This window comes from Pseudomonas sp. KH_021, from assembly GCF_057838865.1.
Window position 1 is genome coordinate 2,025,304 of record NZ_CM174477.1, and the last position, 12,861, is coordinate 2,038,164.

Below are 12,861 nucleotides of genomic sequence, written 5' to 3' on the forward strand. Positions count from 1 at the left end.
GCCCTTTTCTATGCTGATCGTCAGGCCTTTGAAGCCAGCAGCTTCTCCAGCTTTTCCTGGTCGCGAGCAAATTGGCGAATACCTTCAGCCAGTTTTTCGGTGGCCATGGCGTCTTCGTTGGATTCCCAGCGGAACTGGCTTTCAGTCAGATGCTGGCGTGGCTCACCGACATTGCCTGGCGCGAGTTTGCGAGCCAGGGTGCCAGTATCCTCAGACAGTTGCTGCAGCAGCTCAGGGCTGATGGTGAGGCGGTCACAGCCGGCCAGTTGTTCGATCTGGCCAATGTTACGGAAGCTGGCGCCCATCACTACGGTGTTGTAGCCGTTGGCTTTGTAGTAGTTGTAGATACGAGTTACAGACTGCACGCCCGGATCGTCGGCGCCGACATAGTCAGTGCCATTGGCTTTTTTATACCAGTCATAGATACGGCCAACAAACGGCGAGATCAGGAACACACCCGCCTCGGCGCAAGCCACTGCCTGGGCAAACGAGAACAGCAGTGTCAGGTTGGTCTGGATGCCCTCTTTTTCCAGCTTCTCGGCAGCGCGGATGCCTTCCCAGGTCGACGCCAGTTTGATCAACACGCGATCACGGCCAACGTCGGCTTTCTCGTACAGCTCGATCAATTGACGAGCCTTGGCCAATAGCGCTGGCTCATCGAACGACAGTCGTGCGTCCACTTCAGTAGAAATCCGACCTGGAATCACCTTGAGGATTCCGCTGCCGACGGCTACGGCAAAACGATCACAGGCCAGGCCCAGGTCGCCCTTGCTGTCGCGCACCGAATCGTTCAGCAACTCGGCATAACCTGGCATGGCGGCGGCTTTGAGCAGCAGCGATGGGTTGGTAGTGGCGTCGACCGGCTTGAGGCGGGAGATGGCGTCGATGTCGCCAGTGTCGGCGACCACAGTGGTGAACTGCTTGAGTTGTTCCAGCTTGGAGGTCATGTGCGTGCTCTGTCCTTTGCGTTTAGACGACATTACCCGAGCACTGCCGGCCGCTCAAGAGCTGCGGTAGGCAGTGGCATCGATAGGGGTAATAACGCTTGGAGTGCAAGGGGCCTGCCTGGGTTCCGAACGCCCTGTCGGTTAACGCCCCTCGAGAATCATCCCGGCTTGATCGAGCAGCGCCAGCGGGTCCTTGCTCTTGTGAATATCCACCGACAACAATTGCCGAAACTTGCGCGCCCCCGGAAAACCCTGGCCCAAGCCCAGGATATGGCGGGTGATATGGTGCATGGCTCCACCGGACTCCAGATGGGCGGCGATATAGGGTTTCAATTGCTGCAGCGCCTCGAAACGAGACATTACCGGTGCGTGGCTGCCGAACAACTGCTGATCCACTTCGGCCAGCACATAAGGGTTGTGATACGCCTCGCGCCCCAGCATCACACCATCGAACGTCTGCAAATGCTCCTGGCATTCAGCCAGCGTCTTGATCCCGCCATTGAGCACGATCTCAAGGTCCGGGAAATCCGCCTTCAACTGCGCCGCGATGTCATAACGCAGGGGCGGGATCTCGCGGTTCTCCTTGGGCGACAACCCTTCAAGAATCGCAATCCGGGCATGCACGGTAAAACTGCGGCAACCGGCTTCGCGCACCTGGCCCACGAAATCGCACAACTGCTCGTAACTGTCCCGGCCATTGATGCCAATGCGGTGCTTGACCGTCACCGGAATCGACACCGCATCTTGCATGGCTTTCACGCAATCGCCCACCAACGCCGGGTGGGCCATCAGGCACGCCCCAATCATATTGTTCTGCACCCGGTCGCTGGGGCAGCCGACGTTGAGGTTCACCTCGTCATAACCCGTGTCTTGGGCCATTTTTGCGCAGGCGGCAAGATCGGCAGGTACGCTGCCGCCCAGTTGCAGGGCAAGAGGGTGCTCGGTGTCGTCGTGGCGCAGGAAACGCTCGTGATCGCCGTGCAGCAGAGCGCCGGTGGTGACCATCTCGGTGTAGAGCAGGGCGTTTTTGGACAGCAGGCGCAGGAAGAAGCGGCAGTGACGGTCGGTCCAATCCATCATGGGCGCGACAGAAAACCTGCGAGACAGCGCAGAGCTTGTAGTACATGGGTTTGAGGCTGATTTATCTGACATTTTGCTCTACGTGTTTTGTACCATTTTATGGTGTTTACAGGGTTTTTTGACGGCTCGGTGGTACGTTGTACCAATCCATTTCTCACTTGTACCACCGACACGATGGCAACCATTAGAGCAAGAAAGAAGGCCGACGGATCGGTCAGCTATACGGTCCAGATCCGTCTTAAAAACAAAGGTGTAATAGTTTACCAAGAGTGTCAGGCATTCGTCCGCAAGCCGGCTGCCCAAGCCTGAGTAAAGCGACGGGAGATTTCGGGAGGTAGAGGGGGGCTTGTAGGCTGGGCTTGGCTCGAAAATCAAAAAAGCCCCCGTAAATCTCGGCGTTAGAGAGCGGTTCTGGCAGATTTTTCTGGAAAAAGTCAGCCATTTCTTGACCTCTCGAAATGGCATCTACAAAAAACGCGGCTAGATGTCGTGCGGAAAGTGTACGATAATCCTCGTACGCTCTAGGGATCGCTATGGAAAAGGGCTTCAAAAAAGCCAAACACGATGTGATTGCGGCTCTGGAGATGGGTGACTATCAGCATGCTGCCCGCGCTGCGATCGATGTCAAAAATCTCCTGGCGACTGGTGAGGTTTCAGCCCAGGAGGTAGTCGACATCATCAAGAAGTGCAACGGAACGCATCATAGCTGCAGCCCGCATCACTCCGTCCCCAGCATCGAGGTCCACGTACTGAAGACTGGGTCCTGGTACATAAAATTCTATTTTATCGATCCAAACGCGTGGTTCATCAGCGTACATCGGTGAGTGCAGACATGAAGCTTCTCTTGGAAGGCGATCACGGTAAGGCCCTTTGCGAGCACTGCCAGCAGGTTGTCACGACACAGTACCTCCGCCGTAACGTCCCGTTCAGCGATGGGCATGGCGAGGCCAAAGATATACTGGTTGGCGTTTGCACCCTTTGCGACACAGTAGTCGCTATACCTGCTCAATCCACTCCGTCTATTAAAGAGGCCAGGAAGCAGCAACTGACCTCTATTGAGGCTCGTTTGCCTGCTGTCTATCTAGATGTTCTGGATGCAGCGATGCATTCGGTCACAAAAGAAGCGGGAGTGCAGGTGCGGAAGTTGTTTCTTAGTTACTACTTCCGAGAGCTGGTGGAGGCAAACGCAGCGAACAATCTACATAAAGTCCACGATGAGTTTACCAAGTCCCTAAATGAGCATATGACGACACATTACACGGTGCACTCATGCTCTATGAAACGCCTTTCGATGAAAGTCAATCACTGCGTAGCTGACGATTTTGAAGTCCTGCTCGAAGCGACCCATATGAATCGAACCGAGCTGCTGAAATCTGTCATTTCCCAAATTCAGGAAGATGTTCTCGAGGCGAGGAACCCCGCCGTCATTTCTGATCTCCAAAGGTTGACCCGAGTAGCGATGTGACATCTAGACCCGTGAAAGCGGGCCTAGAGATGAGCACTAGGGGTGGCGCCCTCAGGCGCGTCGCTGAACAGCCAAGCCCCTGCCCGATGACATGTACCGGTGGACTTGTCGATCTGGCAGCTTGCTGGTTTACGCCCACATCCAGCGACCAATTCCTTTGTATCGTCACCTGATTTACTGCTATCAGGTAGCCGAATCGGATTCGTGCCCAAACAATCGGTCGGCTATCTGCCGACCTCGCTCCAGCCCTTCTGTGGTCAACCAGATCGATTTTGTCTTGCTCACCGGATTACTGATGAAACCCTGTTCATGTAATCGGTTCATGGTCTCGAAGTCGAACCCTTTCCAGGCATTGCCGTTGTCGAAACTGAAGGTTGCCAACAGGGCAAGTACGGCTTCTTCAATCAGTTTGTCGTCGTATTCCATGATCGTCGCTCCGCGCGTATTCAACAGGTATCGTCGAGTTTATGTTCACGGTGTTGCTTCAGGCGCTGATCGAGACTGGAGAGATCGATCGTATGCCCTCCATGAACCACACCTACCGCAAGGTGGTCCTCGTGTTTATTGTGGCATTTCCGGTGAGCAGTTCCACGGCAGCAACGCTTCATAGTCGGCCACCGACTGCGTATTGTGCAGCGCAATACCGTTCCCGGCACAAGTGTCAGCAGTGGGAAGTGGTGGTGCCCAGGATCACCAGGCGTGTTGTCTAGCGAACAGGCTTTTATTCTTTTCATTTCATCGGTTGACCGAAACCCGGCATAAGGAAGCTCTCCATCATGCAGCCCCTCCACCAAGGCAGTTGCCTCTGCGGCGCCATCAGGTACCGGGTATCCGGCGAACTCAAGGCTGTCACCCATTGCCATTGCAGCAAATGCCAAAAAGGACACGGGGCTGCTTTTGCCACCTATGCCAGTGCGCCTCGATCAATCGTCTCGATCGCCGCAGATTCAGGCTCACTCAAGGGGTTCGAATCCTCTCCTGGCATCACTCGCCAATTTTGCTCCCATTGCGGTTCGTCCCTGTTCTGGTCCGATGCTGGCGGGCCGTGGTCGGATTGGATTTCTATTGCTATCGCCACCCTGGATACACCGCTGGCGGTATACAAGCAAAAGCACGCCTGCATCGAGTCGAAGGCCCACTGGTACGAGCTCAAGGACTGACATTGAAGGCTACGCTGCTTCAGCGCCGCACTGGCGCCGGTGATTGGTGGACTTGCCGGAGGGCTGCCATAATCCGCTTTCGTCGTTTCATCACCGAGCTCTTCACATGGGTTGCTACGATCAGGAATTGAGCATCGCCGAGCAAGTGCGCACGGATCGACTACATCAGCTGTTCCGCCAGTCTGTGGCGGCAGTATTTGGCAGTTTTCTAGCGGCGCTGATGCTCTGCTGGTTGCTCTGGGATCGATTCGATCATACCCCGATGCTGGGGTGGCTGGGCTTGCTGGCGGCGTCCACGATGCTGCGCCTGTCGATGTTTCGAGGCTATTTTCGCTGCCCCGATAGCGAACGAACACCGCAGAATTGGGAGCGCCGATACTGGCTGACCCTGGTGTTGTCAGCCGGAATCTGGGGCGGTGGGGCGCTGGCCATCATGCCGCCCCAAGACACGCTGGCCCAGGCGTTGGTATTGCTTTTCACCGTTGGGATGTCCGTGGGCGCGGTCTCCTACTATTCGCCTTTTCGCGCCATGACAGCGGCGTCCATCGGCTTGGTGCTGTTACCCAGTTCCCTGTGGCTCTTGGCTCAACCGGCCAAGGAGCAATGGGGCATGGGGCTGGCCACGCTGGTGTTCTCGTTGTTCCTGATCAACGCTTCGCGCAAGCTGTCCGATGCCCTGGACTCCTCGTTGCGCCTGACCCGGGAGATGGAGCAGGCCCAACGGATTTCCACCCTGGCGGCACAAATTGATGAGCTTACCGGCGTTAATAACCGCCGTGCCTTCTTCGAGCAGGCTCAGCGTCTCTATAACGATTGCAAACATGATCAGCGGCCACTGTGTGCGCTGATGATGGATATGGATCATTTCAAACACATCAACGACACCTATGGCCACCAGACCGGTGATCAGGTTCTGCGCCAGGTAGGTGGGGTGCTGAGTACCTCTTTTCGCCAATCGGATGTCTATGGCAGGTTGGGGGGCGAGGAGTTTGCTGTTCTTCTGCCGGGCACCACCCTTGAGGCGGCCCAGGACATGGCCGAACAGTTGCTGCAAAGCATCGCGCAACTGAACATTCAGCCGGCCGTGGTCACGGCCAGCCTGGGGGTTGCTTCAACCGATACAACTGACATCGACCTGCATACGTTGATGAACAGTGCGGACAAGGCGTTGTACCGAGCCAAGTCCCAAGGCCGCAATCAGGTGGTTGTGGCTAGCGGGATTCACTCGTCATGACGGGCTTGTCTTCTGGCCTTGGCGCTTAAGTAGCTGCCCCCAACACATGCGCCTCACCCAGCGCCGTAATACGCACGGTACTTCCGGTCGGCGGGCTGTCGAGGCTGGAGCTGCGTACCAGCAAGGCGCGGTTCATGGGAGTGCCATGGGCATCGGAAGGCGGTACCTCAAGCTCCACCGTCAGGGTGCATGTATTGCCACCAAAGTCGCGATCAATCACCACGCCGAAGCAGCCTGGGCTGCGCTCCAGGACGCCCTGCTCGCTGGACAGTAGTAGCTGTTCCGGACGCAACATGATCCGCGCCCGGCCCTTCGCGGTGCTGCCATTGACGTGCAACAGCCCCAGCTCACAGGCGGCCCGGCCATTTTCGATCCAGGCCGGCATCACCACCGCATCGCCCAGAAACAGCGCGGTTTCCTCGTCCTTCGGCCAGCGGTACAGGTCCATCGGGGCGCCGGCCTGCACCAGGCGGCCCTGACGCATCACCGCCAACTGGTCGGCAAAGGACAACGCCTCGGCCTGGTCGTGAGTCACAAGGATCGTGGTGACACCTGCATCGGACAGCAGCCGCGCGACCATCTTGCGCATGGAGGCGCGAAGGCCGGTATCGAGTGCCGAAAACGGCTCGTCCAGTAGCATCAGTTGCGGTTGTTGGGCCAGCGCACGCGCCAGCGCCACGCGTTGCTGCTGGCCGCCCGAAAGCTCATGGGGCCAGCGCTGCGCCATGCGGCGGTCCAGCGCCACACGGTCCATCAATTCCTCAATGCGCGGCAGTTTGCTGGCGGCTGTGCCGGGCAGGCCGAAGCCAATATTGCCGGCCACGGTCATGTGCGGGAACAGGGCGCCGTCTTGCGGTACATAACCGATCTGGCGTTGATGGGCCGGCACTTCATGGCGGCCATCGACGAGTGTGCGGCCATTGAGGACGATTCGCCCGGTGTCGGGAAACTCGAAGCCGGCGATCATGCGCAGCAAGGTCGTCTTGCCTGAGCCTGAGGGGCCGACAATAGCGGTACGGCTGCCGGTGGGCACCGACAGGTTAACGTCTTCCAGGGCCGCCAACGGGCCGAAGGACTTGTACAGTGAGTTCAGTTCCAGGGCGCTCATCGGCCTGCCATGCGTTGGGATTGGTGATAGAGAAGCCCGGTCAGCGGCAGCGACAGCAGCACCATGATCAGCGCATAGGGCGCCGCGGCGGCGTAGTCGATTTCGCTGGTCATGGCCCAAAAGCCAGTGGCCAGGGTACGGGTGCCGTTGGGGGCCAGCAGCAAGGTGGCGGTCAGTTCATTGGTGATCGCCAGGAACACCAGCGCAGCGCCTGCGGCAGCACCGGGTGCGGCCAGGCGCATAGTGATCAGCCACAATGCCTGGCCCGGTGTACGGCCCAGGCTTGTGGCCATGTTCTCCAGTTCGACGGGTGCCTGGGCAATGCCAGCGCGCAAGCTCACCAAGGCACGCGGCAGGAACATCAGCAGGTACGCCAGCAGTACGGTGATCAGGGTTTGATAAATCGGCCGGGCAACCTGGATGGTGAAGGTCACCAACGCCAGCGCAACGACAATGCCAGGCAGGGAGCTGGTGATGTAGTTGCAGCTTTCCAGCACGCGATGCAGACGTCCTGGGGAGCGGATCGACAGCCAGGCGATGGGCACGGCGGCACAGGTGGTCAGCCCTGCACCGACGGTGGCCAGCAACAGGGTCTGCTCCAGGGCGGGCAGCAGCTCACTCCACTGCCAGACTTCAGCGCCACCTGCAACCAGCCAACGGCCAAGCGTCACCAGTGGAACGCCAAGCGCCAGCAGGCTGGTAACAACCGGCAGCAACAAGGCTACAGCAGTGGTTTCTGCACTCAGCACCGTCACCCGTTGCAATCGGGCGCTGCCGGAACCGACTCGGGCATAGCGAGCCTTGCCGCGTGCAGCCGATTCGACCGTCAACATGGCCAGGCAACACAGCGCCAGTACCCCGGCAAGCATATTGGCCGCCGGGCCGTTGAAGGTCGATTTGAACTGATCGAAGATCGCCGTGGTGAAGGTGTCGAAGCGAATCATCGCGTACAGGCCGTACTCCGCCAGCAAGTGCAGGCCCACCAACAAGGCACCGCCGCAAATGGCCAGCCGCAGTTGCGGCAGCACCACGCGATAGAACACCGCCCATGGCTTGAGCCCCAGCGATTCGGCGACATCTTCGATCGCCGGGTCCAGGCGCCGCAGGGTGGCGGCAATCGGTAGGTAAAGGAACGGGAAATAGGCAATGACGGACACCAGTACCCCAGCGAATAACCCGTGAATGGGCGGCACCAGGCTGACCCATGCATAGCTATGAACGAAGGCCGGCACCGCCAGCGGGGCGGTGGCCAGCAACGACCACAGGCGCCGGCCAGGTAAGTCGGTACGCTCGGTCAGCCAGGCCAGGGCAAGCCCCAACCCAATGCACAGGGGGAGGGTGAACAGCACCAGTAGCACGGTATTGACCAACAGCTCGCCGACCCTGGGTCGAAACACCAGGGTGACGATGGTCTCCCAACCGGTTTGCAGGGCTACGCCGAAGACAAAGGCAATCGGCATCAAGGCCAGTAATGACACCAATACCGACAGCCCCACGATCCACTTGCCACCCTTGCGTCGACGGCGCAGCGGTATGGGCGCTGCGACCTCGACGGTGTCCGGCAAAGACAGGTGTTCGTTCATTGGCTTACAACAGCCCCGCCTGGGTCATCAGTTCAACCGCTTTCTTGCTGTTGAGTTGCGAGGCGTCGACTGCAGGCGCGTCGAGCTGGTCGAGCGGCATCAGTTTGGGATTGGAGGCCGCCCCTTTGCCCACAGCGTACTCGAATGACGTGCCGTCTTTAAGGATCGCCTGGCCGTCCTTGCCGGTGATCCATTTCAGGAACGCCTGGGCTTGTTCCTGATGTTTGCTGGAGGCCAGCACGCCACCCCCGGAGAGGCTGACAAAGGCGCCCGGGTCCTTGTGCTTGAAGTAGTGCAAGCTCGTATTCTTGCTGTTTTCGCCGGTCTTGGACTGATCGACGAAGCTGTAATAGTGATAGATCACGCCGCTGTCGATCTGCCCGGCGTTCACCGCCTTGAGCACTGCGCTGTTACCGCGGTAGATCGTGGCGTTGGCTTTCATTGCCTTGAGCCAGTCCAGTGTGGCTTTTTCGCCTTTGAGTTCGAGCATGGCGCTGACAATTGCCTGGAAATCGGCACCCGCAGGCGAGGCGGCCCAGCGGCCTTTCCAGCTGGCGTCGGCCAGATCCATCATGGATTTTGGCAGGTCGGCTTCCTTGACTTTGTCCTTGTTGTAGACAAACACGGTGGAGCGCGCAGCAATGCCGACCCATTTGCCATGAGCCGGGCGGTAGGGAGCGCCGACTTGCTCCAGCGTGGTGGGGGCGACGGGGGCAAACAATCCAGCGTTGTCGACCAACACCATGGCCGGTGAGTTTTCGGTCAAAAAGACATCGGCAGGCGAGGCGGTGCCTTCTTGAACCAACTGGTTGCCCATCTCGGTGTCATCGCCATTGCGCAATGTGACCGGGATACCCGTTTCCTGGGTGAAGCCTTCGACCCAGGCCTTGGTCAGGCTCTCGTGTTGGGCGTTATAAACCACAATGCCCGGCGAGTCTGCGGCATTCGCCATACCGGCAGCGAGCAGGGCGGTCGTGAGTAGAGCCTTGGAGAAAAACAACGGAATACGAGAAGTCATGCTAGGGGCAACTCCTGCTGATCAAAGCGAATTGTTTGCATTTTGATTCTAGGAGACTGTAGAGCAGCGATTGAGAAAAACTCGTTAAAACCGATGGAAAGTCATGGCCAATGGATACCCCTGCCATCACCACGCACATCCGCCGAACTGCGCCGCGATGGCCGCACCTCGGATCATCAGGCAAACCGAACAAGCATGTTCGGACGTTGTGATCTGTTAAGGAGGCTGATGCACCATCCCCCATGAAATGCGGGCTAGAGCGCCGGAAAAGGTGGTGGCGTTAAAATACCCGATGTTAAAAAATGTTATGCGAAAAAAATACTTCACATAATCCGCTCACTGGAGGATTATCTGCCTACAGCCCCGCCGTGGTGCGCGGTGGGCAACAGTCTTTGAATTCTCTGGAGTCCTCATGGATAACAAGAACGTCGGTGTTGTTGGTCTGGGCGCGATGGGCCTGGGTATTGCTCGCTCGCTGCTGCGCGCAGGCTTTAATGTGCATGCCTGTGATGTCCGAGCGGCCGTCACCGAGCAGTTCGCCAGCGAAGGCGGCGTAGCCTGCGCTTCACCCGCACAACTGGCCGCTGCCTGCGATGTAGTCATCACCGTGGTGGTCAACGCCGAGCAGACCGAGACCGTCTTGTTTGGTGAGCAGGGCGCGGTGGCTGCACTGGCCCAGGGCAGCCTGGTGATCGGTTGTGCCACCGTGGCGCCGACCTACGCGGTAGAGCTGGGCGAGCGTCTGACCGAAGCCGGCCTGCTGTACCTCGACGCACCGATTTCCGGTGGCGCCGCCAAGGCCGCCGCGGGCGAAATGACCATGATGACTTCCGGCCCTGCGGCGTCCTACGCCAAGGCCGAAGCCGTGCTGCAAGGCATGGCCGGCAAGGTTTACCGCCTGGGCGACGTCCACGGCCTGGGTTCGAAGGTCAAGATCATCAACCAGTTGCTGGCCGGTGTGCACATTGCCGCCAGCGCCGAAGCCATGGCCCTGGGCCTGCGCGAAGGCGTCGATGCCGATGCCCTGTATGAAGTGATCACGCACAGCGCCGGTAATTCCTGGATGTTCGAAAACCGCGTGCCGCACATCCTCAAGGCTGATTACACGCCGCTGTCGGCCGTGGATATCTTCGTCAAGGACCTGGGCCTGGTGCTCGATACCGCCCGCGCCAGCAAATTCCCGCTGCCGCTGTCGGCCACCGCCCACCAGATGTTCATGCAGGCCTCCAGCGCCGGCTTTGGTCGTGAAGACGATTCGGCCGTGATCAAGATTTTCCCAGGTATCGACCTGCCGACCGCCAAGCCCGAGTCCGAGTGAGGAGCCTTTGATGAACCCTTCCAAGGTACGCCCTTTGCTGGGCTGCATCGCCGATGACTTCACCGGCGCAACGGACCTGGCCAACATGCTGGTACGTGGCGGTATGCGCACTATCCAGAGCATCGGCATCCCCAGTGGCGACGCCGCGGCCGGGCTTGACGCCGACGCCGTCGTGATTGCACTCAAGTCGCGGACCTTGCCGCAAGCCGAGGCCATCGAGCAGTCGCTGGCGGCGCTGGCCTGGTTGCGCGAGCAAGGCTGCGAGCAGATCTTCTTCAAGTATTGCTCCACCTTCGACTCCACCGCGGCGGGCAATATCGGCCAGGTCAGCGAAGCCTTGCTCAAGGCGCTGGGCAGTGATTTCACCCTGGCGTGCCCGGCCTTCCCGGAAAACGGCCGCACGATTTTCCGTGGCCACCTGTTTGTCCAGGATCAGTTGCTGAACGAGTCGGGCATGCAGCATCACCCCCTCACGCCGATGGACGACGCTAACCTGGTGCGCGTGCTGCAAGCCCAGACCACCTTGCCGGTTGGCCTGTTGCGCTATGACAGCGTCGCCAAGGGTGTGGACGCGGTGCGTGCGCGCATTGCCGAGCTGCGTGCCCAGGGCACTGGCATGGCCATCGCCGATGCCGTTTCTGATGCCGACCTTTATACCCTCGGCGCGGCCTGTGCCGATCTGCCTCTGCTGACCGGCGGTTCAGGCCTGGCCCTGGGCCTGCCGGAAAACTTCCGTCGCGCTGGCAAGCTGCGCGATCTGAATGCCGCCCAAGTGCCGACAGTGCAGGGCGGGGAAGTCGTCTTGGCTGGCAGTGCTTCGGTCGCTACCAACGGCCAGGTCGCGGCCTGGCTTGAAGCCGGTCGCCCGGCCCTGCGCATTGACCCGCTGGCCCTGGCCGCAGGCGCGCCGGTGGTCGAGCAGGCACTGGCCTTTGCTCGCGAAAACGAACAGACCGTGCTGATCTACGCCACCAGCTCGCCGGAGGACGTCAAGGCTGTGCAGCAGCAGTTGGGCGTCGAGCAGGCCGGCACGCTGGTCGAGCAAGCGTTTGGTGCCATCGCTCAAGGCTTGCGCCAGAGCGGTGTGCGCCGTTTTGTCATCGCTGGCGGCGAGACCTCCGGCGCCGTGGTGCAGGCACTGGATGTCAGCCTCCTGCAGATTGGCGCGCAGATTGATCCGGGTGTACCGGCCACCGTCAGCAGTGGTGAGCAGCCACTGGCCCTGGCGCTGAAATCCGGCAACTTCGGTGCGCGTGATTTCTTCAGCAAGGCCCTCAAGCAACTGGCCGGTGACCTGCAATGAGCAACGAAAGCGCATTGCGCGAAGAAATCTGTGAGGTTGGCCGCAGCCTTTATGCCCGTGGCTATACCGTCGGCAGTGCCGGCAACATCAGCGCGCGGCTGGACGACGGTTGGCTGATCACGCCGACTGACGTCTGCCTGGGCCGCCTGGACCCGGCGCAAATCGCCAAGGTCAACCTGGCCGGTGAATGGGTCAGCGGCGACAAGCCGTCCAAGACCCTGGCGTTGCATCGCCAGGTCTATGACCGCAACCCAGGTGTCGGCGGTGTGGTGCATACCCACTCCACTCATCTGGTGGCCCTGACCCTGGCCGGTGTCTGGCAGGCAGACGATATCTTGCCGCCGTTGACGCCGTATCAGGTGATGAAAGTCGGCCATATCCCACTGATTGCCTATCAGCGCCCCGGTTCGCCCAAGGTCGCCGAGCAGGTTGCCCAACTGGCCAACAGCGTGCGCGGCGTGATGCTCGAACGCCTCGGGCCGGTGGTCTGGGAAAGCTCAGTGTCCAAGGCCAGCTACGCCTTGGAGGAGCTCGAAGAAACCGCCCGCCTGTGGTTGATGAGCGAGCCCAAGCCTGCACCGCTGGACCAGGCAGCACTCGATGAGTTGCGAGACACCTTCGGCGCGCAGTGGTAAGGCGCCGAAT

General features: G+C 59.7%; 13 protein-coding genes and 1 pseudogene. 8 read left to right on the top strand and 6 right to left on the bottom strand.

Features of this window, described 5'->3' with window-relative positions:
• Positions 1–20 precede the first annotated feature (20 nt).
• Together tal and dusA are read right to left on the bottom strand one after the other, a co-directional pair.
• Positions 21–947: a transaldolase gene (gene tal / locus AC3IX4_RS09495; protein WP_489260288.1), complete on the bottom strand. Its 927-nt coding sequence runs from the start codon at positions 945–947 to the stop codon at positions 21–23.
• 141 nt (positions 948–1,088) lie between these two features.
• Positions 1,089–2,099 carry a tRNA dihydrouridine(20/20a) synthase DusA gene (dusA, locus tag AC3IX4_RS09500; protein ID WP_489260289.1) on the bottom strand — a complete coding sequence of 337 codons (1,011 nt, stop codon included), beginning with the start codon at positions 2,097–2,099 and terminating at the stop codon, positions 1,089–1,091.
• A 102-nt stretch (positions 2,100–2,201) separates the two neighbouring features.
• Between dusA and AC3IX4_RS09505 the strand changes: the two are divergent.
• From AC3IX4_RS09505 to AC3IX4_RS09515, 3 genes and pseudogenes are all read left to right on the top strand, one after another.
• Positions 2,202–2,333 (top strand): annotated as a pseudogene (locus AC3IX4_RS09505) (site-specific integrase); the annotation flags it as partial.
• 227 nt (positions 2,334–2,560) lie between these two features.
• Positions 2,561–2,851: a hypothetical protein gene (locus AC3IX4_RS09510; RefSeq protein WP_489260290.1), complete on the top strand. Its 291-nt coding sequence runs from the start codon at positions 2,561–2,563 to the stop codon at positions 2,849–2,851.
• Between the two features lie 8 nt (positions 2,852–2,859).
• On the top strand, positions 2,860–3,492 hold the full coding sequence (locus AC3IX4_RS09515) for a hypothetical protein (RefSeq protein WP_489260291.1): 633 nt from the start codon (positions 2,860–2,862) through the stop codon (positions 3,490–3,492).
• Between the two features lie 183 nt (positions 3,493–3,675).
• Here the strand turns inward: AC3IX4_RS09515 and AC3IX4_RS09520 are convergent, their stop codons facing one another.
• Positions 3,676–3,918 carry a DUF6429 family protein gene (locus tag AC3IX4_RS09520; protein ID WP_489260292.1) on the bottom strand — a complete coding sequence of 81 codons (243 nt, stop codon included), beginning with the start codon at positions 3,916–3,918 and terminating at the stop codon, positions 3,676–3,678.
• A 350-nt stretch (positions 3,919–4,268) separates the two neighbouring features.
• Between AC3IX4_RS09520 and AC3IX4_RS09525 the strand changes: the two genes are divergently transcribed.
• Both AC3IX4_RS09525 and AC3IX4_RS09530 read left to right on the top strand, forming a co-directional pair.
• The gene (locus AC3IX4_RS09525; protein WP_489260293.1) at positions 4,269–4,652 is read left to right on the top strand and encodes a GFA family protein; all 384 of its coding nucleotides are present in this window, start codon (positions 4,269–4,271) and stop codon (positions 4,650–4,652) included.
• Positions 4,653–4,758: 106 nt separating this feature from the next.
• Positions 4,759–5,886: a GGDEF domain-containing protein gene (locus tag AC3IX4_RS09530; protein ID WP_489260294.1), complete on the top strand. Its 1,128-nt coding sequence runs from the start codon at positions 4,759–4,761 to the stop codon at positions 5,884–5,886.
• 25 nt (positions 5,887–5,911) lie between these two features.
• Here AC3IX4_RS09530 and AC3IX4_RS09535 read toward each other — a convergent pair whose 3' ends face one another.
• From AC3IX4_RS09535 to AC3IX4_RS09545, 3 genes are read right to left on the bottom strand one after another with little or no spacing between them, the layout of a single operon-like run.
• Positions 5,912–6,994, bottom strand: coding sequence for an ABC transporter ATP-binding protein (locus AC3IX4_RS09535; protein WP_489260295.1), 1,083 nt, complete (start codon positions 6,992–6,994; stop codon positions 5,912–5,914).
• Positions 6,991–8,577: an ABC transporter permease gene (locus tag AC3IX4_RS09540; RefSeq protein ID WP_489260296.1), complete on the bottom strand. Its 1,587-nt coding sequence runs from the start codon at positions 8,575–8,577 to the stop codon at positions 6,991–6,993. The genes AC3IX4_RS09535 and AC3IX4_RS09540 overlap by 4 nt, the downstream gene beginning before the upstream one ends.
• Before the next feature lie 4 nt (positions 8,578–8,581).
• Positions 8,582–9,595 (bottom strand): iron ABC transporter substrate-binding protein, encoded by a 1,014-nt coding sequence (locus tag AC3IX4_RS09545; RefSeq protein ID WP_489260297.1) that lies wholly within the window; start codon positions 9,593–9,595, stop codon positions 8,582–8,584.
• A gap of 349 nt (positions 9,596–9,944) precedes the next feature.
• On the opposite strand from AC3IX4_RS09545, the gene ltnD reads away from it, so the two are divergent.
• The 3 genes from ltnD to otnC are packed head-to-tail and all read left to right on the top strand — an operon-like array spanning position 9,945 to position 12,851.
• Positions 9,945–10,913 carry an L-threonate dehydrogenase gene (ltnD, locus tag AC3IX4_RS09550; RefSeq protein ID WP_489261262.1) on the top strand — a complete coding sequence of 323 codons (969 nt, stop codon included), beginning with the start codon at positions 9,945–9,947 and terminating at the stop codon, positions 10,911–10,913.
• A 10-nt stretch (positions 10,914–10,923) separates the two neighbouring features.
• Positions 10,924–12,216: a 3-oxo-tetronate kinase gene (gene otnK / locus AC3IX4_RS09555; RefSeq protein ID WP_489260298.1), complete on the top strand. Its 1,293-nt coding sequence runs from the start codon at positions 10,924–10,926 to the stop codon at positions 12,214–12,216.
• Positions 12,213–12,851 carry a 3-oxo-tetronate 4-phosphate decarboxylase gene (gene otnC / locus AC3IX4_RS09560; RefSeq protein WP_489260299.1) on the top strand — a complete coding sequence of 213 codons (639 nt, stop codon included), beginning with the start codon at positions 12,213–12,215 and terminating at the stop codon, positions 12,849–12,851. Before otnK ends, otnC begins: the two co-directional genes overlap by 4 nt.
• The last annotated feature ends 10 nt before the right edge of the window (positions 12,852–12,861 follow it).

Excerpts from the sequence above, each read along its gene's own strand:
- tal (WP_489260288.1), bottom strand. The coding sequence starts at position 947 with ATGACCTCCAAGCTGGAACAACTCAAGCAGTTCACCACTGTGGTCGCC.
- AC3IX4_RS09540 (WP_489260296.1), bottom strand. The coding sequence starts at position 8,577 with ATGAACGAACACCTGTCTTTGCCGGACACCGTCGAGGTCGCAGCGCCC.
- AC3IX4_RS09530 (WP_489260294.1), top strand. The coding sequence starts at position 4,759 with ATGGGTTGCTACGATCAGGAATTGAGCATCGCCGAGCAAGTGCGCACG.
- otnC (WP_489260299.1), top strand. The coding sequence starts at position 12,213 with ATGAGCAACGAAAGCGCATTGCGCGAAGAAATCTGTGAGGTTGGCCGC.
- dusA (WP_489260289.1), bottom strand. The coding sequence starts at position 2,099 with ATGTCAGATAAATCAGCCTCAAACCCATGTACTACAAGCTCTGCGCTG.
- AC3IX4_RS09545 (WP_489260297.1), bottom strand. The coding sequence starts at position 9,595 with ATGACTTCTCGTATTCCGTTGTTTTTCTCCAAGGCTCTACTCACGACC.
- AC3IX4_RS09525 (WP_489260293.1), top strand. The coding sequence starts at position 4,269 with ATGCAGCCCCTCCACCAAGGCAGTTGCCTCTGCGGCGCCATCAGGTAC.
- otnK (WP_489260298.1), top strand. The coding sequence starts at position 10,924 with ATGAACCCTTCCAAGGTACGCCCTTTGCTGGGCTGCATCGCCGATGAC.
- AC3IX4_RS09510 (WP_489260290.1), top strand. The coding sequence starts at position 2,561 with ATGGAAAAGGGCTTCAAAAAAGCCAAACACGATGTGATTGCGGCTCTG.
- AC3IX4_RS09535 (WP_489260295.1), bottom strand. The coding sequence starts at position 6,994 with ATGAGCGCCCTGGAACTGAACTCACTGTACAAGTCCTTCGGCCCGTTG.
- AC3IX4_RS09520 (WP_489260292.1), bottom strand. The coding sequence starts at position 3,918 with ATGGAATACGACGACAAACTGATTGAAGAAGCCGTACTTGCCCTGTTG.
- AC3IX4_RS09515 (WP_489260291.1), top strand. The coding sequence starts at position 2,860 with ATGAAGCTTCTCTTGGAAGGCGATCACGGTAAGGCCCTTTGCGAGCAC.